General features: G+C 30.4%; 16 protein-coding genes and 1 other annotated feature. Of the genes, 10 read left to right on the forward strand and 6 right to left on the reverse strand.

What is annotated here, in order from left to right; all coding sequences use genetic code 11:
* Positions 1–111: 111 nt before the first annotated feature.
* On the forward strand, positions 112–1,911 hold the full coding sequence (locus H9661_RS05915) for a S8 family peptidase (protein ID WP_243129635.1): 1,800 nt from the start codon (positions 112–114) through the stop codon (positions 1,909–1,911).
* Between the two features lie 62 nt (positions 1,912–1,973).
* A complete protein-coding gene (locus tag H9661_RS05920; protein ID WP_143317826.1) occupies positions 1,974–3,290 on the forward strand; it encodes a peptidoglycan-binding domain-containing protein in 1,317 nt (438 codons plus the stop codon).
* 66 nt (positions 3,291–3,356) lie between these two features.
* On the opposite strand, the gene H9661_RS05925 is transcribed toward H9661_RS05920, so the two are convergent.
* Together H9661_RS05925 and H9661_RS05930 are read right to left on the reverse strand one after the other, a co-directional pair.
* Positions 3,357–4,262, reverse strand: coding sequence for a radical SAM protein (locus H9661_RS05925; RefSeq protein ID WP_191767933.1), 906 nt, complete (start codon positions 4,260–4,262; stop codon positions 3,357–3,359).
* 63 nt (positions 4,263–4,325) lie between these two features.
* A complete protein-coding gene (locus tag H9661_RS05930) occupies positions 4,326–5,387 on the reverse strand; it encodes a YkvI family membrane protein (RefSeq protein WP_143317828.1) in 1,062 nt (353 codons plus the stop codon).
* Positions 5,388–5,529: 142 nt separating this feature from the next.
* On the opposite strand from H9661_RS05930, the gene H9661_RS05935 reads away from it, so the two are divergent.
* From H9661_RS05935 to H9661_RS05960, 6 genes are all read left to right on the forward strand, one after another.
* Entirely contained in the window at positions 5,530–6,612 is a 1,083-nt protein-coding gene (locus tag H9661_RS05935; protein WP_191767934.1) for a hypothetical protein, read from the forward strand.
* 67 nt (positions 6,613–6,679) lie between these two features.
* Entirely contained in the window at positions 6,680–7,621 is a 942-nt protein-coding gene (mnmL, locus tag H9661_RS05940; protein ID WP_191767935.1) for a tRNA modification radical SAM protein MnmL/YtqA, read from the forward strand.
* Entirely contained in the window at positions 7,618–8,337 is a 720-nt protein-coding gene (locus tag H9661_RS05945; protein WP_143317831.1) for a 2-phosphosulfolactate phosphatase family protein, read from the forward strand. The genes mnmL and H9661_RS05945 overlap by 4 nt, the downstream gene beginning before the upstream one ends.
* A 48-nt stretch (positions 8,338–8,385) precedes the next feature.
* Positions 8,386–8,982: a DUF1643 domain-containing protein gene (locus H9661_RS05950; protein WP_185966857.1), complete on the forward strand. Its 597-nt coding sequence runs from the start codon at positions 8,386–8,388 to the stop codon at positions 8,980–8,982.
* 260 nt (positions 8,983–9,242) lie between these two features.
* Positions 9,243–9,767: a sigma factor-like helix-turn-helix DNA-binding protein gene (locus H9661_RS05955; protein WP_191767936.1), complete on the forward strand. Its 525-nt coding sequence runs from the start codon at positions 9,243–9,245 to the stop codon at positions 9,765–9,767.
* 72 nt (positions 9,768–9,839) lie between these two features.
* Positions 9,840–11,300, forward strand: coding sequence for a peptidoglycan-binding protein (locus H9661_RS05960; protein WP_243240348.1), 1,461 nt, complete (start codon positions 9,840–9,842; stop codon positions 11,298–11,300).
* A gap of 46 nt (positions 11,301–11,346) precedes the next feature.
* Here the strand turns inward: H9661_RS05960 and H9661_RS05965 are convergent, their stop codons facing one another.
* The 3 genes from H9661_RS05965 to H9661_RS05975 form a co-directional block, all read right to left on the reverse strand.
* Positions 11,347–12,267 carry a hypothetical protein gene (locus H9661_RS05965; RefSeq protein ID WP_143317834.1) on the reverse strand — a complete coding sequence of 307 codons (921 nt, stop codon included), beginning with the start codon at positions 12,265–12,267 and terminating at the stop codon, positions 11,347–11,349.
* 149 nt (positions 12,268–12,416) lie between these two features.
* On the reverse strand, positions 12,417–13,499 hold the full coding sequence (locus H9661_RS05970) for an AI-2E family transporter (protein ID WP_143317835.1): 1,083 nt from the start codon (positions 13,497–13,499) through the stop codon (positions 12,417–12,419).
* 83 nt (positions 13,500–13,582) lie between these two features.
* The gene (locus H9661_RS05975) at positions 13,583–14,758 is read right to left on the reverse strand and encodes a class I SAM-dependent rRNA methyltransferase (RefSeq protein ID WP_191767937.1); all 1,176 of its coding nucleotides are present in this window, start codon (positions 14,756–14,758) and stop codon (positions 13,583–13,585) included.
* 226 nt (positions 14,759–14,984) lie between these two features.
* On the opposite strand from H9661_RS05975, the gene H9661_RS05980 reads away from it, so the two are divergent.
* Positions 14,985–16,298 carry an aspartate kinase gene (locus tag H9661_RS05980; protein ID WP_143317837.1) on the forward strand — a complete coding sequence of 438 codons (1,314 nt, stop codon included), beginning with the start codon at positions 14,985–14,987 and terminating at the stop codon, positions 16,296–16,298.
* A 52-nt stretch (positions 16,299–16,350) separates the two neighbouring features.
* Here the strand turns inward: H9661_RS05980 and H9661_RS05985 are convergent, their stop codons facing one another.
* On the reverse strand, positions 16,351–16,920 hold the full coding sequence (locus H9661_RS05985) for a 50S ribosomal protein L25 (RefSeq protein ID WP_185966836.1): 570 nt from the start codon (positions 16,918–16,920) through the stop codon (positions 16,351–16,353).
* Positions 16,921–17,163: 243 nt separating this feature from the next.
* Positions 17,164–17,408: a binding site (T-box leader), on the forward strand.
* Positions 17,409–17,510: 102 nt separating this feature from the next.
* On the opposite strand from H9661_RS05985, the gene ileS reads away from it, so the two are divergent.
* Entirely contained in the window at positions 17,511–20,624 is a 3,114-nt protein-coding gene (ileS, locus tag H9661_RS05990) for an isoleucine--tRNA ligase (RefSeq protein WP_143317493.1), read from the forward strand.
* The last annotated feature ends 120 nt before the right edge of the window (positions 20,625–20,744 follow it).

The following is a 20,744-nucleotide window of genomic DNA, read 5'->3' on the forward strand; positions in this document are numbered from 1 at the left end:
ACTTTTTTTCTTAGTAATTAATTTAGATTTCTATAATAATTTATGGATTATAGTGAAACATATACTTGGCTTTTTTCATATATTGATATTATTAATTTATTGGAGGCCTATGTGGAAAACTCAAGTAATACAACAAATTTGATAAAAAATGTTCCTGAAAGTATATTAAGTAAATTGAACTTTATGTCAAAGGTAAGTAAGAATGCAAGTGAAGTTATAGAAGTAATTGTACTATATGGAGAAAATTTTGAAAGAGTAAATGAATATGTAAATAGCATTGGAGCCAAGTTACAAGATTTAGGATATGGGTATGGGATAGTAACAATAAAGGCTACAGATGTTGATAAGTTAGCTCAGAATCCGGATCTTCAATATATTGAGCTACCTGCTAGTCTTTATTTCTCAGATGCAGCTAGCAATAGAGCTTCTTGCATTGATAGATCACGTAGTACTTATGATGTATCTGGAAGAGGAATTATAATAGGCTTTGTTGATTCAGGAATAGATTATACTCATCCTGCATTCAGAAATGAAGATGGAACTACTAGAATTGAATATATCTATGACTTAAGTTTAGAGGGAGCTATTTACGATAAAAATCAAATAAACCAGGCTTTAAAAAATCAAGATCCTTTTTCAATTGTTCCATCTTATGATGTTATTGAACATGGTACTCATGTAGCTGGAATAGCTTGTGCTGGAGGAAAAATAGATGCTAAATATTATGGAGTAGCACCCAATTCATCTATTATTATGGTGAAAAGTGCAAGAGGAAATTTCACATTAAGTACTCAAGTAATGAGAGGATTAAAGTTCTTAGTTGATAAAGCTAATGAGTTAAAGATGCCACTTGTAGTTAATTTAAGTTTAAGTACAAATGATGGTGCACATAAGGGAACTAGCCTTTTAGAACAATATATAAATACAGTATCAACTTTAGAAAGAATAACCATAGTAGTTGCTGCAGGAAATGAAGGAAGTGCAGCTCACCATGTAGGAGGGGTTATAGAAGAAGAAAATATAATAAAGTTTAATGTAGCAGAAGATGAAACAGCAGTAGTTATAAATTTATATAAATCTATACTTTCTAAAATAAGTATAGAATTAATCACACCAGTAGGAGGGACAACAGGAGCGGTTATAGTTGAGGAAGGTTATAAAGAAGGCGTAATATCAAGAAATAGATATCAAATTTATAATACCGGGCCAAGGCCCTTTGATATTAATGGAGAAATAGGTATATCTTTAATTAGTGGAGGCAACTTTATATTGTCTGGAGAATGGACAATTATAATTAGACTGATAGATAAGTACAAGGGTATTTATCAGATGTGGTTACCTATAGCAGAAGGACTTAATGAAAAAACTAAGTTTTTAAGTCCTACAATTACAAATACATTAGGTATTCCTGCAACTGTAAATTCAGTTATTTCTGTAGGGAGTTACAACTATGTTACAAGGATGATATCACCATTTAGTGGGAGAGGAGTTCCTACAATTTATGGAGAAGTAAAGCCGGATGTGGTAGCTCCAGGGGAAGGGATAACATCTGCAATTCCTAATGAATCTTTTGATACAAAAACAGGGACATCAATGGCGGCACCGCATGTAGCAGGCATTTGTGGATTGATGATGGAATGGGGAATAATTAAGGAAAATGATCCATTCTTATATGGGAATCGTCTTAAGTATTATTTAATTATGGGAGCGAGAAGAGATCGAGCAGATGTTGTTTATCCAGATATTAGTTGGGGATATGGTGAGGTGTGTGCAAGTAATAGTTTCGAGGAAGTAATAGATGCTTTAAACATAATAAGTACAGCTGGCCCGCAATTTAGAGAAGAAAAAGTATTAACCCAGTATAATGAGTATAACATAGGTAAATTATTTATTCGGAGGCCACATATGTGACATTCACAAATAGGGTGGTTATTGCATAAAATGTATATGAAGTAATATACTAGGAGAAACAAATGGCAGAAGGTCAATTAAAGGTTCAGTGTTATAAAGGTCAAAGTTATGTACCTGTAGATGGTAGTAAAGTAACAATAAATCCTTCAAACAGTAATGCGAGAATGGACTATTTAAGGGTTGATTTAACTACAGATGCTACTGGGCAGACAGCGCCAATAAGCTTAAGCGCACCACCAATAGAGTATTCAAATGAACCAACAGATAATGCTCCATATAGTTTGTATGATATAAGGGTTGAGAGAGATGGGTTTCAAGACGCTATTATAAGAGAAGTGCAAGTGTTCCCTGAACAGACAGCATTGCAGAGAATAAATTTAATAGAAAGGGCTAATAAGCCTAGTACCGTTGAGGAGATAGTTGTGTTACCTAACACTTTGTTTGGAGATTATCCAGAGAAGATTCCAGAAGATCCAGAAAAACCTCTTCCGCCTCCATCTAGTGGAGTGGTTTTACCAAATCCAGTAGTACCAGAATTTATTACAGTACATCAAGGTGGTCCTAATGAGGCAGGACCCAATTTTAGGGTTCCTTATAAGGAATATGTTAAAAATGTTGCATCTAGTGAAATATACTCAACTTGGTCATCAAATACTATAAGAGCTAATGTATTTTGTATAATATCTTTTACTTTAAATAGAATATATACAGAGTGGTATAGAGGAAAAGGAAAGAATTTTGATATAACTAATTCAACTGCATATGATCATGCTTTTAATTATGGAAGAAATATTTATGATAACATAAGTGTTATAGTAGATGAGTTATTTGCAACTTACGTAAGAAGATTTGGAAGAAAACAACCTTTGTTAACTCAATATTGTGATGGAAAGAATGTTCAGTGTCCACAGTGGTTGAGTCAATGGGGTAGCAAAACATTAGGGGATCAAGGAAGGCCACCGTATGAAATTTTAACCAATTATTATGGAAGTGACCTTGAATTAAAAACTGCAGAACAGGTCAAAGGTAGCCCAAGTTCTTATCCAGGATATGATTTAAGAGTAGGGTCAAGGGGGGAACCGGTAAGAGTGATACAAGGACAACTAAACAGAATATCTGAGAATTACCCACTTATACCAAAGCTTGCAGTAGATGGAGTGTTTGGTAGAAAAACTGAGGAATCTGTAAAGGTATTTCAAAGTGTATTCAACTTACCACAAACAGGAATAGTAGATTATAAAACATGGTATAAAATTTCAGATGTTTATGTGGGAGTAACAAGGATAGCAGAACTTAGAGGAGAGAATAATATATTTTATCCAGTAAATGATATAGGATATAGAAGTGAGGAAGAACCTCATTTTAAATATCCAAAGTAAAACTAAATTTAAATGCATAATGTATCAAAATTTATAGAAGTTTATTTTGAGTACATTATGCATTGTTTATACTCCTTCAAAGTTAAATGTAGGAATGTAATTTTTATTATTTGTTCCATTCTCCTGAATAAAGCCATTACTAACCCCTATAGATGCCGCATAATCTATTAAGGAATTGTAGTGATTGGGATTTAATGGCTTGTTTATTTCTGGATAACTTGATGCAGTATGCATAGGTGTATATTGATTCATTATGCTTATATAAACCTTGTTACCAAAGGTGTTGTATATTGCATCTATAATTTTCTTTGAGTCAAACAATAGCCCTGGTAGCATGAGATGCCTTATCATAACACCCTTGAGTATTTTGCCGTCTGAATCAAATAATGGTTCCCCTACTTGATTAAGCATTTCCTTTAGAATAGGAATGATATTATCTACATAATGTGTAATTTTCGAATATTTAAGTGCATATTTATCATTAAAATATTTAAAGTCAGGAAGATAAACATCAATATATCCATCTAGAGATTTAATAGTTTCTAAAGAGTCATATCCATTAGTGTTATAAAGGATGGGTAATGTTAAGCCATCTCTTTTAGCTATTTCAATAGCTTCTTTTATTAGTGGAACATAGTGTGTTGGGGTTACTAAGTTTATATTGCTAGCTCCTTTATCTTGAAGTTCTAAAAATATCTCACTTAATCTTTCCACTGTTATATATTTTCCTTTAAATTCTTGACTTATATCATGGTTTTGGCAAAATACACATTTTAAATTGCAATGTGAAAAGAATACTGTTCCTGAACCTTTTCCCAAAGATATAGGAGGCTCTTCCCAAAGATGAAGATAAGCTTTAGCTATCTTTATCCTACTATCGGCAGCACAAGCACCTAATTCGCCTTTAATTCTGTTTACATTACAGTTTCGTCTGCATAAGTTGCAGTTTATGAGTTCTTTAGAATATTTCAAAAGAGCACCTCCTGTTTAAGTATTCAATAAATTATAAGTCTAATAGGAGGCGATTACAAGAAGTTAATTTGACATTTTATCTTTATGCTTATAGTAGAAAATTAAGCACTGAATTATAAATATTAAGCTTAGAACACCAAATAAAGGATACAGAGTAGATATTAAGTTAGTAAAACCGATTTGAGATATAGGCAAAGCTATGACTAATACTAAAAAAATACCTCTTTCAAATTTTATATTAAAGGTTTGTTCAAGAGTTTTACTTATTGAATATACATCTGAAACTTCTGTTGAGAACATTTCTAACCAAATGATTATTAAAAGTAAAGCTTGTATAACTGGACCAAATCTTTGAGCAACGAACAATAGTGGTATTTCGTATTCGTAAATATAAGGTTGATTAATCATAAGCATAAGATTAATCATACAGCAAAGTAGAGTGAGACCTATAGCGCCAAAGAAAATACCTATAATCATTGTTTTTGATTTTTTCATTTGCGTACTTAAAGGAACTAGTACACCAGAGGAGCAGAGAATATTATATCCAGCATATAGAATAGTTGAGAGCAAAATCCCTTCTCTTTTAGGCTTAAAACTGGCTATATTGTCGATAGTGACCATTTCTCTGCAAAATAAAAAGTATAGGATGGTAATTATAGTTATGGTAGTTATTAAGGCTGGGACAATAAAAGAATTTACTTCAATTAAGCCATCTGTTCCTCTAATTAAAAAAAATGAAGCTAAAGCAATCATAATTAATGAACCGGCAATTTTAGGTATACCAAAAAATTGATTAATTAAAGCACCACTTCCAGCTATTATTATTGATGCACTTGATATTAAATAAAGTGTGGTTATAACTCCGGTAAGTTTACCTAAAAGGTTAGGACTTATTATTTTCATTACATCACTATAAGAGTTAAGATTATAGTTAACACTTATTTTTGAAATAATAGATCCCATTATTATGTAGAATGTACCACATAAAATTATCCCTAAGAAACTCTTTACACTAAATGAGGTGAAGAATTGGGTTATTTCCTTGCCAGAGGCTAGTCCAGCACCAACGATAGTGCCAATAAAAACTACAGCTATCTGAAATATTTTAGTAATCTCTTTATTCACAATATATTTCCTTTCTAAGTTGTTTCTAATAACAAATATATTAATGATGTATATGTATTTATTCTAATTCAATGGTATAAGGAGAATTTTCTAAGGAAAACTAAACTTATTAGTATCTAGTAATAAGAAAGAGGAGTTTTTTATGAAAAAATTTATAGTGTTTGTTTTAATATTAGTTTTACCAATTAACATTATTGGTTGTGAAAGGTCAGCGAAAGAAGTGTCATTGTACTTATTTAATATTAATGAAGCAATAGAGTCAGGGAACAATTTTATGAAGGGTTTGGCGAATGATGATATTAATGAAGCTAATAAGTATTGTAGAAATGAGACTATAGATGAAAATGAAATTAATAAAATAAGAGAAAATAAAATAGATTCATATAAAATTGATTTAGTATCAGAAGGATCAAATTATGCATATATAAGATATCTATTAATAAGGGGAAGTAAGAATGTTGTAAGGGCTGATCTTGAAAGTCTAGATTTAAAAGTAGTTAAAGTAGATGATAAGTATTTAATAGATGACGTAAATATTAAGAGCTTGAAACAAGTATATAAAGATGGAACTTCTTTAAGATTGATAGATGAAGAAACTGGGAAGAGTCAATTGCTTTTAAGAAGAAGAGATTTACCTAAGCAAGTATTCCCTAAAGATGGGAAGGTAGTGATAACCAAAGAAGATGTACCAGAAAGTGAAATTTCTTTTATCAACATAGGTTTTCAGGGAGAATCTATAGCTATGACTGCGACACGTGGGAATAATGCAATAATAGCTTTAGCTTTGGTGAATAAAACTAAAAAGGCATATGGAGAAGCAAAAGGAGAAGGAAAAGGAGGACAACAGGATGTAAATGTTGATGAAAATATAGAGAAGTTTTTAGAAAAACCGATAGCAGAAGATATAATGGGGTATGATGTACTAAAGAATGTAGATGTCCAAAAGCTATTGTTCTCTGATAGTGATGGAGAATTAATTGTACAGTTTATAGAGGAAGGAAAGGGATCAACTATCAGGATATATAAAAATCCAACAGGAGAATTATTGCCATTAAAGTTTGATGTAGTCTTTCCAAGTGATAAATATTCTCTAGATATTCTTAGAGTTACAGATAGAGGAGTGTTTGTGAAATCTACAGGAATGAAGGGAGATAAAGATTCTGAAGGAACTTATTTAGTGGATTTGAAGGATATGAGAATAATAAAGAAAGAAATGGAGAAATAGTGTTTTAGCATTTTTAATTTTAATCTGTTATTATAAGTATGATATTTTTATTTGGAGGAGGATGACTATGGGGAAAGAATGGAATGGGAAAAGATATCATAGCTTAAATCACTTTTTAAGAGAAAAGTTTGGAGAAAAAGTTTTTAAAATATCTTTAGATGGAGGTTTTTCTTGCCCTAATAGAGATGGAACTATAAGTAGTGGTGGATGTTTATTTTGCAGTGAAAGAGGATCAGGAGATTTTGCTGGGGATAGAGATTTTTCTATTGGGATGCAATTTGATCATGTAAAGAAGATGATGTTAAAGAAGTGGAATGGTAGCAAATATATTGCTTATTTCCAGGCTTACACTAATACTTATGCATCTATAGAAGTTTTAAGAGAAAAATATGAAGAAGCACTTAAACAGGAAGGCGTGGTGGCTTTAGCTATAGCTACAAGACCTGATTGTTTAGGTGAAGATGTATTAGATTTGTTAGAAGAAATAAATAAAAAATTTTATGTTTGGATAGAGCTTGGGTTACAAACTTGTAATGATGAATCAGCTAAAAAAATAAATAGAGGATATAAGTTAGAAGTTTTTGAAAAATCTATAGAGGAGTTAAAAATAAGAAATATAGATTTTGTTGTTCATAGCATTTTTGGATTACCAGGTGAAACTAAAGATGATATGCTTAAAACAGTGAAATATATTGCTCATTCAGGAGCAAAAGGAGTAAAGTTTCATTTACTTCATTTAATGAAAAATACTCCTTTGGTTAAGTTATATGAAAGAGGGGAATTAGAATTTTTATCTCAGGAAGAGTATATAGATTTATTGTGTAAGTCAGTTGAAATGATACCGGAAGATATGGTTGTACATAGGTTAACCGGTGATGCTCCAAGGGATTTGTTAATTGGACCTATGTGGAGTCTAAAGAAATGGGAAGTTTTAAATGCTATAGATAAAGCTATGGAAGATAATGATATATATCAAGGGGAAAAATTTAAGGAAGGTATGAATTTATGAAGATTGATGTTATTATTTCAGCAGACTACATAAGAGAAGATATAATTAAGGATAATATTGTTGTGGTAATAGATATGCTTAGAGCAACTTCAGTCATTACAACAGCTTTAATGAATGGTTGCAAAGAAGTAATACCCTTATTAACTGTAGAAGAAGCATTTGAGATGAGAAAAAGGTTAGGAAAAGAAAATTGTATTTTAGGAGGAGAGAGAAGGGCTGTTAGAATCGATGGATTTGATTTATCCAATTCTCCTTTAGAGTACACAAAGGAACAAGTTTTTGGTAAGACGATAATAATTACAACAACTAATGGAACAAGAACTTTAACTAATTGTACAGCTGCAGATAAAATATTTGTTGGATGTATGCTTAATGCAAGAGCTCTAGCTAATAGGTTGATGGAGGTTAACAAGGATTTAGTTATAGTTAATGCTGGAACGAATGGCCAATTTTCTATGGATGATTATATATGTACAGGCCTTATTATTAACGAAATTAAAAAAATTAATAATAATGTGGAGCTAACAGATATAGCATTTACAGCAGAGAAGTTATATGAAGAATCTACTAATGTATTAGAATATATAAGTAATGCAAGGCATTATAATGTTATGATTAATTTAGGGTTAGAAAAAGATATCAATTATTGTGTTCAGAAAAACATAACTAATATAGTACCCGAATACAGTGAAGGACATATTATAGGAATAAGTTAAAACATTATTAAATATTAATTAGTAATCTGGTATAAAAGGGGAATGACTATGTGTAGATGCAAGTATCCTAAATCTGTTATTAAAAAGGGTATTAATGTTACTGAGGATGAAAGAGGAGAAAGGTGTTATAAAGTTTCATTTAACCTTGGTAAAAAAGGAAGTCACGTTCTAGTTATATCTAGAGCTCCTAAGGGAGTAGAGGAAGATAGTTGCAATAGCCTATATAAGAGAATAGTTAAGTTTATGGAAGAAAACAAGGATGAGTTTAAAGGAATACAAAAACTAACGATAGTAAATCTTTTTACAGTATATGAATATTCAAGAGAGGATTTATATGAGGAGTGTATTTTAAGAGGTAGAGAATATATAGAAGGAAACGAGGATATTCTTTATAATGATGAAGTAATAGCTGAAGAAATACATGATGCTGATTATATAATTGCTGCTTGGGGAGAACCTTTAGAGGGTTTAGATGAAATATATATAAGCAGAGTGGAATTAATATTAAAGTCTTTAAGGTATGAAATGATGAATAATTCTCAGAAAAAGCATATCTTGAGAGTTGGGGAAGTAAGTAAGAAAGGGTATCCTAAGCATTGTTTGGCTTGGTCATATAAAGATAAACTTGAAAATTTATTTGAATGAAAAAGATTTATAGTAAGCAGTATTTTATGTTTTTATGCATAAAATACTGCTTTAAATATTTAAAGCGGTATAAAGGAAAAGGGTAAATATTGCGTTTTCATGGAGTGTGATAATTGAATATATTCTATTTGTGGGTCATTAAAGGACAAGTATCTCATTTTATTTATTAATATCTTTTGTGGAAAAAATTTCTCTCAAGGTTTACAATGAGAACATATGTTTGGTTATTGTATATGTAGTTCTTATTTAGGGGGGATTTTATGAGGTTAATAGAATTACTAATAAACTCTGATAAAAACTTTGATGCAATCTATTCAAGGTTTAATAAGAAAATTGAGTTTTTAACCATGAGTTTTCAACTTGAGTTGTATAAAAATTACATTGTATTATTTCTTTGGCAACTTACTAAGAAAATAAATATTTCTAATTTTAAATCAGAAGAGGAGTTATACAAGTATATATCTGTTTCATTAAAAAATTATTGTATAAACATTTATTATAAACAAGCTAAAAATAAGAATGTTACATATAATTCAATGCTTACAAATATAGAAATTGATAAAAAGTATTCTTGTAATCCTATGGATAATTCGTCTTTAGCTTTTGATGAATTGATTTCAAGTTTATCAGATAAACAGAAAAAAGTTATAACTATGAGATATAAATACTGTTTATCAGATTGTGAAATTGCTAATTTTTTAAGTATATCAAGACAAGCTGTATATAAAAGCAGAAAATCTGCGTTAAGCATTTTAGAAAAGACTTATAGAAATGCCCTAAGTTAAATAATATAGCTAAAAATCGGGGGTAAGTTTATAAATATGATTGTTTTTTATTGAAATAAGAGGGAGATGTTAATGATGGTAGATGAAGCGGTAAAAATAACTCAACGATGGCTAAATAGAACGTATAGTGGAAAGAAGGGATATATTGTAATAGATGAAGATGGGATAACCGGAGGAAATACAATAAAGGCACTTACAATAGCTTTACAAATAGAGCTTGGAATAACTGAGCCTAATGGTAATTTTGGACCGGCAACTACTAGTGCGTTTAAGGATATAGCAATTTGGTCCGATAAAGCAAATCAAGTTTACATTTTGCAAGGTGCGTTATTTTGCAAAGGGTACAATCCAACAGGATTTACTGGGACGTTTGGGGAAAATACAAAAAATGCAGTAATAGAGTTTCAATCAGATGCAGGATTAACGAATTTAACAGGAGTTGTAGATTCACTTTTAATGAAAGCATTGCTAAATATGGATTCTTTTAAGCTTTTAGGAGATTCTAAGATTCGTAAAGTTCAACAAAACTTAAATAGGGATTATTCTTCTAATGGGTATTTTAGAGCTAACATAGGGTTGGTTCCATGTGATGGAATTTATGAAAGAATAACTAATAAGGCGTTAATTTATGCTTTGCAGATCGAAGAAGGAATAGTTGAGCCTAATGGCAATTTTGGACCAGCAACAAAAGCAAGGTGTCCTAGATTAAGATTAGGTAGCAGACAAAGTAAACTTATATATTTGTTACAATATGCTTTGTATGTGAACGGTTTTGATTCAAGTGGATTTGATGGATTGTATGGAGAGAATACAAAGAAAGCAGTAACGGATTTTCAGAGGTTCTCTAGCTTGGATGAAACTGGAGTAGCTGGTATGCAAACGTGGGCATCACTGCTAGTAAGTAAAGGAGATGAAAGCAGAAAAGGAACAATTTGTGATTGTTCAACAACAATTACCCCTGCAATAGCTAAAGCATTAAGGAGTAATGGATATATATCAGTAGGGAGATACCTTACTGGTAATTATAAAATCACACCTAGTGAATTGAATATTATCTTTGAGGAGGGATTGAACTTTGTTCCCATATTTGAAACCTTTGGAAACAAAGGTGATTATTTTAGCACATTCCAAGGAAGTAATGATGCAAAGGATGTAATTGAGGCAGTAAATAATCTTAGGTTAAAGCAAGGAATTATATATTTTGCAGTAGATTTTGATGCTCTAGATAAGTATATAAAGGGAGTTTTAGAGTATTTTGCTGAAATTTATAAGGTGTTTAATGATATTGGAACAAGTTTTAAAGTAGGAATATATGCTCCAAGAAAAATTAGCAGTATAGTTAGCAAGGCTGGTTATACTTGTAGTAGTTTTGTCTGTGATATGTCAACAGAATTTAGCGGGAATATTGGATACCCATTACCTAAAGATTGGGCTATAGATCAGATATCAACGATCTCGATAGAAATTATAGATGGAAATATAAAAATAGATAATAGTATTAGCTCAGGGAGAGATATAGGAATATCAAGATAAATTAAGTAGAACCCATCATTTTGATGAGTTCTAAATTTATATAAGGTTACATGCCTAACATTTCTAAATCTTCATATGATAATTCATTACTTATTGAGTCTAGACGGCTATGGTATTTTTGGGTTAAGTGTTCAACACTACTAGATAAATTGATCTTTTTGTAAGATTTATTATGAATTTTCTTATAAATAATATTAGTATGATCCAATAAGTATACAATATGATCAAAGGTTTTTTCTGAAAATCTTAATTTATATAATATAAAATTGTCATTTGATGAATCTACTATATCTTTATTATCAATATATATATTATCATTTATCTTATGGTTGGTTTGGAAAAAAATATCTCCACATAAAACAACTCCAGATTCTTCATAGAATATTGTAATTAGGATACCATCTCTAATAAATAATGCTCTAGTAATATTAGAGATACCAGTATTAGTCTTTTCTATAATTATTATCTTAAATTTTTCATGAGTTAACTTATTGTAAAGTGATGTAATTTGGTTGTTTTCATTGGATGGACCAAGTAACATATCGAAAAGTTCTTTATCAAAATTCATAATTCTATCAATTTTAATGGAACTTACATTATCATTTGTTTTACATAATGATAAGTCTTTCATGGATAGGAAAATTAACTTATCTAAATGTATTAATTCATACAATGTTAAGTTCCACTTTAGAAGCATACTATTAGTTGAAATAATATTTAGTACATGTTCCAACAAATCATCAAAGGAACTTTCATTATCTAAGTTATATGTATAAGAAACAAACTCATGATTTATGTCAAAATACATCATAGTAGCATTTATTATATCTGTAGATAGGTCAATTGTTAAGACTAGACCACTCTTATAAAAAATATGATATTCATCTTTTTCGTATGATGCTGCAGATAATTCAAAATGCTCTTCTTTTAATACAGAATAAATTAAATTCATTTTTTGTGTTACCATATCAATCCCCCCATTTCGCAAGTGGTTAATTTCTTATTATATTATATCACATAAAAGGAAAAAAATGCAAAAAGTAGGTTAGTGAATAGGTAAAGAGTATTATTTTTATCATTAATACAGAGAATAAAAAAAGTAACCTTATAACAAGGTTACTTTTTTAATTTCAAAGAATTAAGACTTATTTTTAATAACTTTTCTTTAGGCTTCTTACCAGCAGAACCTAACTTAACATTTAATAGATCTAAAATAAACATGAGAAGAGGTATGCCAAGAAGCAGTCCCCAGACTCCCATGAAGTGTTCAGATATTAATAGAGTGATAAAAACGATAAAAACAGGAAGTTCGGTTTTATCAGCCATAAATCTAGGATTCAATACATAACTTTCTAGAGCGTGTAAAACAGCTATCAGAATAAGAATATAAAAAACTGTTTTAAATCCGCCTATAGTATAAGCTATTATACAAAGAGGAATTAATGAAGCGATAGTACCGGCAACTGGAACCAAGCTGAATATAAAAATCATAACCCCAAGCCCCAAAACTTGAGGAAAGTGAAACAAGAATAGTGCTATTGTAGATAAAATACTATTTACAAAAGCGATAATTAATTGAGCTTGCACTACTTTACCAAATGAGTTTAAAAAATTAGTTCCAAAGTCCAATGTGTATTTATAGACCATAGAAATTTTGCTATCTTCAAATTTAAAAAAGAATTCTTTAATTTTATCTTTTTCAAGTAAAAAGAATAAACTTAATATTGAAGCTATAAAAACATTGAATCCCCAAGCTCCTAGGTTTGAGGCATATCTTAAAATCTGATCTAATCCAGCCCCTTTTATGATTGATATAAAGTCAATTTCATGAATATATTTTCTTACATAAGGAGAGAGAAATCCAATATTAATTGAATCAAAGTTAAAGTTAGTTATTTCTGAAATTATCTCACCTAGCTGTTTGATAATTATTGGAATATATGTAGACACAAAAAATACGATTGCAGTTGATAAGATTAAATACAAGAATAATGTTATTATTGTTGGATTTATTTTAATATACTTATCTAATTTGTCGGTAATCCCTTTTTGAAAACTATATGTTATGTAGGTGAATATAAATGTTAGTAAGAACAGATTAAGCATTGATTTTAGTATGAAGAAGAAAAAGATAATTATAAATAAGACAATAAGTCTTTTGGTTATATCTTTTTTTAGTAAGTCTTTCAAAAAATTCATCCTGAAGTCACCTCTTTAGAAATATTTTTAGAAAAAGTAGTAACGGTAGACTTTTTGTATGTCACTACTTTTTAAATTTAAATTTACACAACTTGAAATACAAAGAATTTCAAGTAATAACTTTCATCTGAATTCCATAGTATTGGATGATCTGCAGATTGGGTTCTAAATTCAACTTGCCTTAATATTCTGTGAGCATCATGTGCAGCTTCATTTATTGTGGACTTTAGTAAATCTTCGCTCATGTAGTGTGAGCATGAGCAAGTTACAAAGTATCCTCCAGGCTTAACCATTTTCAGCCCTCTAAGATTAATTTCTTTATATCCTCTTTTAGCTCCATTAATAGTGTTTCTAGATTTAGTGAAAGCTGGAGGATCTAAAATAACTACATCAAACTTTCTTACTTCCTTTGACCATGTAGATAATACATCAAAGGCATTATGACATTCGAATTTAACAGTATCCTGTAAGCCATTAAGTTCAGCGTTTTTTGTCGCACATTCAATGGCATGTTCTGATACGTCTATACCAAGTACTGATTTTGCACCTGCAATGCCAGCATTTAATGCAAAGGAGCCGGTATGTGTAAAGCAATCTAAAACTTCCCTGTTTTTACATATCCTATGAATAGCAGCTCGATTTTCTTTTTGATCTAAGAAAAATCCGGTCTTTTGACCATTTTCAATATCAACTATGTACTTAACTCCGTTTTCAATAATTTGAATATTGGTATCAAATTCATCAGTTAAAAAGCCTTTTCTTTGCTCAAGTCCTTCAATCTCACGAGTAGCTATATCACTTCTTTCATATACTCCTTTAGCATTGAAATCATTAACAAGAAGATGAACTATAATATCTCTATATTTATCCATTCCCAAAGTTGAAATTTGTATAACATAGTAATCTTCAAACTTGTCAATAGTTAATCCAGGAAGTAAATCAGCTTCACCAAAAACCAATCTACAAGAAGATGTGTCTATAACAGTTTTTCTATATTCAAAAGCAGCTTTTAATCTGTTTTTAAAGAATTCTTTATCTATTTCTTCATCCTTATCTCTAGTCATGATTCTAATAGTTATTTTACTTCTATCATTAATATAGCCTTTTCCTATAAAATATCCTTTGTGATTATATACTTCGACTATATCACCATTTTCATAATCACCATCATATTCATTTATTTCATCTATATATATCCATGGACGTCCGCCTTCAGCTCTTTTATTTTTTCCTTTATGTAAATAAAATTTGCTAGTCATAATTATCTCCTTTCAAAAAGACTCTTCTAAGATTATAACAGTATTTATAGGGAAAATGGTATCTTTATTTAACATAATTAAGAATAATTAAGAATACTTAATATTAATTAAAGAATATAGAAATGTAATTTTAAAAAAAGACGAAAATTTATGTAAAAACTATTGAAAAAAATTCGAAAGTTGATAGAATAGGCATTAGAAAATTAAATATATTGGGGGCAAAAAAATGAATTCTGTAGTAGTTACAAAATTTGGAGGAAGTTCACTTGCAGATGCATCACAGTTCAGCAAAGTTAAAGAAATAGTATTTGCAGATAGCAATAGGCGATATGTGGTTCCATCGGCACCAGGAAAAAGAAATGCAAAAGATACAAAGATAACAGATTTATTATATCTTTGTCATGCACATGTTATGACTGGAATTTCATTAGACGATGTTTTTAAGCATGTTTATGAAAGGTATACTGGAATTGTCAATGACTTGGGATTAGATTTTGATATCCAAAAACACTTAGGTATCGTAAAGAAAGATCTTGAAGCTGGTGCTTCGAAAGAATATGCAGCTAGTAGAGGAGAGTACCTAAATGGGTTGATATTAGCTAAGTATTTAGGATATGAATTTGTTGATGCAAAAAATGTTATTGTGTTTAATAATGATGGAACTTTAAATTCAAAAGAAACAGATGAATTATTAAGAAATACTTTAAGAAATGTTGAAAAGGCTGTTATTCCTGGATTTTATGGGGCAGATAAAGAAGGGAATATAATTACATTTTCAAGAGGTGGATCAGACGTAACTGGTGCATTAATAGCAGCTAGTATAGAAGCTGATTTATATGAAAACTGGACTGATGTTTCAGGATTTTTAATGGCAGATCCAAGGATAGTAGAAAATCCTAAGGCTATAAGCCGTATTACGTATAAAGAATTAAGGGAATTATCATATATGGGAGCATCTGTACTTCATGAGGAAGCAATATTCCCAGTGAGAAGAATGGGTATTCCAATAAATATTAAAAATACTAATAGACCTGAAGATGAAGGTACATATATAGTACAAGATACAGATGAAAAGGAGTGTAAGACAATAACAGGAATAGCAGGTAAAAAAGATTTTACTGTTATATCTATTGAGAAAGCTATGATGAATTCAGAACTTGGATTCTGTAGGAAGGTACTTTCAGTGTTAGAAATGAATAACGTATCATTTGAAAATATGCCTTCTGGAATTGATACAGTATGTGTTGTTATTTCAGATAGTGAGCTTAAGAATAAGACTGACAAGATAGTTGAGGAAATTCGCAGAGCATGTGACCCAGATTCCGTAGTGGTACATCCTAATATGGCGTTAATAGCTACAGTAGGAAAGGGAATGGCAAAAAGAAAGGGTGTCGCAACTAGAATTTTTAGCGCATTAACAAATGCAAATGTAAATATAAGAATGATAGATCAAGGTTCATCGGAAATGAATATATTAGTAGGTATTGAAAATGATGATTTTGAAAGAACTATAAGAGCTATTTATGGAGCTTTCAATTAGATAGTTAAAGGGAGGCATATAGCCTCCCTTTTTTATAATCTCATTTGGAAGTTTATTCATCTTCTTCTTCGGAATTATTATTTGAACTAGCTGCTATAGCTAATAATATTTCAGAATCTGTTATTAGAGATATTCCCTTAGGTAATGTTATATTGCTTGCTAGAACTTTATCTTCAAAATTCATGTTACTTACATCAAATTCTAAAGTTTCAGGCATACTTGAAGCAACGCCTTGGACTTCTATTTCAGGAGAAAAAGTTTCTAAAACTAATCTCTTAGTTTCTAAGTTTTCTTCACCTAAAAATGTTACAGGAATTTTCAATCTTATAACTTCATTTTTTCTAACAGCTTGAAAATCAGCATGAATAACTTTTCCATAAACATCTTTTTGAACTTCTTTTATTACACAAGTTTTGGTTTTTCCGTTGATTTTTAAAGGAATTAAGGAACTTGATGTGTTTGAACTAATAAGTTTAATCAATTCGATCTTTTTAATTTTTATAGGAATTGCTTTTTCTAAACTTCCTCCGTAAATTATACAAGGAACTTGTCCATTTTTTCTTAATAGGTTTGATTTTTCATTAGATTCTCTTTCAATAACTTCAAATGCTAGATTTGTCATTATAAAGCCTTCTTTCATTAAATTATTTATACTTTACTAATGTACTCTATAGCAATTAAGCTGCTTGTAATCTTATGCGTTAGGATTAAGCGACCTACTTCCTATAGAGTTTGTAGGTTATTTCCCTTATCGCATTCGCCTCCTTTAATGAAATACAATTTAAGTATATCACTAGAAAAAATATATTTAAAGCAAAGTTGCAAGATAATTGACAGATATTGAGGTGTTGATATATAATGATAAACAAAAGCTATGATTAGGAAAAGTACTTAAATCTTCTACTTTAAGAGAGCAACTGGTTGGTGGAAAGTTGTATAGAGTTTAAAGGAAAATCACCTAGGAGTTGGAAATTGAAAGGCTTAAGCTTAGTAGGTTTTCCCGTAAGCCTGCGTTAAAGGATAGAGTATGAAAGTACTTGAAAAGAGCATCTTGAAATATTTAGATGCATTTGCCATAGGTGGTATAGCGAATATAACTTCGTCCTTTTGGATGGAGTTTTTTTTATTTTTATAAAAAGTTATTAATAAATTTATAAAGGTAAATAACCTAAAAAAGTTAACTATAGGAAATAAGAGAGGAGTATCTTTAGAATGTACAAAAAAGTAGAAATGCCAAAAGGTTTTGTAGGCATGGAAAAAGAAGTCGCAGATTTTTGGAAAGCAAAAAGTGTAATTAAAAAGAATTTTGATATGAATAAAGATGGTGAGTATTTCACTTTCTATGATGGACCTCCAACAGCAAATGGAAAGCCTCATGTAGGGCATATTTTAACAAGAGTTATGAAGGATATTATCCCAAGATATAAGGTTATGAAGGGATATAAAGTTATAAGAAAAGCTGGTTGGGATACACATGGTTTACCAGTTGAACTTGAAATAGAAAAGAAACTTGGAATCTCAGGTAAGGAACAAATTGAAGAATATGGCGTTGAAAAATTCGTTACTGAATGTAAGGAAAGCGTATTTAAATATGTTTCAATGTGGGAAGATATGACTAATAAAATTGGATATTGGGTTGATATGGATGAGCCATATGTAACTTATCACAATTCTTATATAGAATCAGTATGGTGGGCATTAAAACAAATGTGGGAAAAAGGTCTTTTATATGAAGGACACAAGGTTATGCCATACTGCCCAAGATGTGGGACAGCTCTTTCATCTCATGAAGTAGCTCAAGGGTATAAAGATGTTAAAGATTTAACTGCAACTGTTAAGTTTAAGGTAGAAGGGGAAGAAAATAAGTATATATTAGCGTGGACAACAACTCCTTGGACATTGCCATCAAACTTAGCTATATCTGTAAATAAGGCTTACACTTATATAGAAGCAAAAGTTGGAGAAGAAATTTTAATCCTTGCAAAAGATTTAGCAGGAAAAGTTCTTGGTGAAGATTATGAAATAGTTAGAGAATTTAAGGGAACAGAACTTGTTGGTCTTAAATATGAACAATTAATGCCTTTTGCAAAAGTAGAAGGAAAAGCATTTGAAATAATTCATGGTGATTATGTTACTTTATCAGATGGTACAGGAATAGTTCACATTGCACCAGCTTATGGTGAAGAGGATAGTTTAGTTGCAAAGGCTAATGGAATCACGTTTATTAATTTAGTTGATAAAGAAGGTAAATTCGTAGAAGAAGTTACTCCATGGGCAGGTAAATTCGTTAAAAAGTGTGATGAAAGCATCTGTAAATGGTTAGAAGAAAATAATAAGTTATTCAAAGCAGAAAAACACCTTCACTCATATCCACATTGTTGGAGATGTGACACACCACTTCTTTACTATCCAAAGGAAAGCTGGTTTGTTAGAATGACAACTCTAAGAGATAAACTTTTAGAGAACAATAATAAGATTAATTGGTATCCAGATAACATTAGAACAGGTAGATTTGGTAAGTTCTTAGAAAATGTTATTGATTGGGGTATTTCAAGAGATAGATATTGGGGAACTCCACTTCCAATATGGGAATGTGAATGTGGGCATAAGGAATGTGTTGGCAGCATTGAGGAATTAAAAGAAAAAGGAAGAAATGTGCCAGAAGATATAGAACTTCATAAGCCATATATTGATAATGTTAAATTAAAATGTCCTCACTGTGGTAAAGAAATGGTTAGAACTAGAGAAGTTATTGACTGTTGGTTTGATTCAGGGTCAATGCCATTTGCCCAATTACATTATCCATTTGAAAATAAAGAGTTATTTGAACAAAACTATCCAGCCCAATTTATATCAGAAGCTGTTGATCAAACTAGAGGTTGGTTCTATACACTATTAGCTATTTCAACTGCTATTTTTGATAGAAATCCATTTGAAAATTGTATAGTTTTAGGGCATGTTTTAGATAAAAAGGGATTAAAGATGTCTAAGTCAAAAGGAAATGTAGTCGATCCATTTGAGGTGTTAGATGCTCAAGGTGCAGATGCTACAAGATGGCATTTTTATACAGCTAGTGCACCATGGTTACCAACAAGGTTCTCAGTTGATGATGTTGGTGAAGCTCAAAGAAAGTTCTTAAGCACATTATGGAATGTATACTCATTCTATGTTTTATATGCAGATATAGATGGATTTAATCCATTAGATTATACTGATTTCAAATCAGAAAATGTTATGGATAAATGGATTATGTCTAAGTTAAACACTTTAGTTAAGGATGTAGATGATAAGTTAAACGCTTATGATATAACAAATGCAGCTCTTCAAATAGAAGATTTTACAGATGAGTTATCAAACTGGTATGTAAGAAGAAATAGATCTAGATACTGGTCAGAAACTTTAACTGACGATAAGATAGGAGCTTATGTGACTTTATACAAAGTTCTTGTAACTTTATCAAAGGTTGCAGCGCCATTTGTGCCATTTATAACAGAAGAAATTTATCAAAACTTAGTAGTTAATTTAGATTCAAAAGCGGAAGAAAGTATTCACTTATGCAATTGGCCACAAGTTGATGAAAAGGCAATAAACAAAGAATTAGAAAAAGAGATGGATCTAGCTTATACAATAGTTAAGCTTGGAAGAAGTGCTAGAAACGGAGCTAACATTAAGAATAGACAGCCGCTTTCAGAAATACTAGTTTCAGTTGCATCAATTCCAGAATATTATGGAGATATCATAACTGATGAGTTAAATATCAAGAGTATAAAGTTTGGTGCGGATTTATCAGAACATGTTAATTTTGAGCTTAAGCCAAATCTGCCTGTACTTGGTAAAAGTTATGGAAAGTTAATTCCAGCTATAAGAAAAGAAATAGCATCTAGAAATCAAATGGAATTAGCTCAAAAGATTAAGAGTGGCAACGTTGAAGTTATAAATATAGACGGAACTGAGATTGAATTAAATTCAAATAGTATTCTTGTTACAATGCAAGGATTAGATGGTTATGCTTTTGCAGGTGAAGGAGAAATTGGAGTGGTTCTTGATACTCATATTACAGAAGAATTAAAAGAAGAAGGTCACTTAAGAGAAATGATTTCTAAAATTCAAAATATGAGAAAAGAAAAAGGCTTTGAAGTTGCTGACAAGATTAACTTATATGTTAGAAATAATGACATGTTGATGAATGTAATCAAGAAGTTTGAAGATATAATTAAAAGAGACACTTTAACAGTTGAAGTTATATACGGAGCAGAAAATTGCGATTATATGGAAACAACAATAAATGGTGAAAAATTAGATATTGATGTTAAAGTAATTAGATAATATTTAAATATGAATGCACAATTTAGGGTAGAATTAGTAATATATATTCTAAATTGTGCATCATTTATTATGTGCAAAAAGAACAATGTTTTAAGAAAAACTATAAATAAAAAAGATAAC

Origin of the sequence: Clostridium cibarium, assembly GCF_014836335.1 — a bacterium.
Lineage (GTDB): Bacteria > Bacillota > Clostridia > Clostridiales > Clostridiaceae > Clostridium > Clostridium cibarium.

Coding starts and splice junctions, on each gene's coding strand:
- mnmL (WP_191767935.1), top strand. CDS start 6,680: ATGGGGAAAGAATGGAATGGGAAAAGATATCATAGCTTAAATCACTTT.
- H9661_RS05960 (WP_243240348.1), top strand. CDS start 9,840: ATGATGGTAGATGAAGCGGTAAAAATAACTCAACGATGGCTAAATAGA.
- H9661_RS05945 (WP_143317831.1), top strand. CDS start 7,618: ATGAAGATTGATGTTATTATTTCAGCAGACTACATAAGAGAAGATATA.
- H9661_RS05970 (WP_143317835.1), bottom strand. CDS start 13,499: ATGAATTTTTTGAAAGACTTACTAAAAAAAGATATAACCAAAAGACTT.
- ileS (WP_143317493.1), top strand. CDS start 17,511: ATGTACAAAAAAGTAGAAATGCCAAAAGGTTTTGTAGGCATGGAAAAA.
- H9661_RS05980 (WP_143317837.1), top strand. CDS start 14,985: ATGAATTCTGTAGTAGTTACAAAATTTGGAGGAAGTTCACTTGCAGAT.
- H9661_RS05950 (WP_185966857.1), top strand. CDS start 8,386: ATGTGTAGATGCAAGTATCCTAAATCTGTTATTAAAAAGGGTATTAAT.
- H9661_RS05975 (WP_191767937.1), bottom strand. CDS start 14,758: ATGACTAGCAAATTTTATTTACATAAAGGAAAAAATAAAAGAGCTGAA.
- H9661_RS05955 (WP_191767936.1), top strand. CDS start 9,243: ATGAGGTTAATAGAATTACTAATAAACTCTGATAAAAACTTTGATGCA.
- H9661_RS05985 (WP_185966836.1), bottom strand. CDS start 16,920: ATGACAAATCTAGCATTTGAAGTTATTGAAAGAGAATCTAATGAAAAA.
- H9661_RS05965 (WP_143317834.1), bottom strand. CDS start 12,267: ATGGTAACACAAAAAATGAATTTAATTTATTCTGTATTAAAAGAAGAG.
- H9661_RS05920 (WP_143317826.1), top strand. CDS start 1,974: ATGGCAGAAGGTCAATTAAAGGTTCAGTGTTATAAAGGTCAAAGTTAT.
- H9661_RS05935 (WP_191767934.1), top strand. CDS start 5,530: ATGAAAAAATTTATAGTGTTTGTTTTAATATTAGTTTTACCAATTAAC.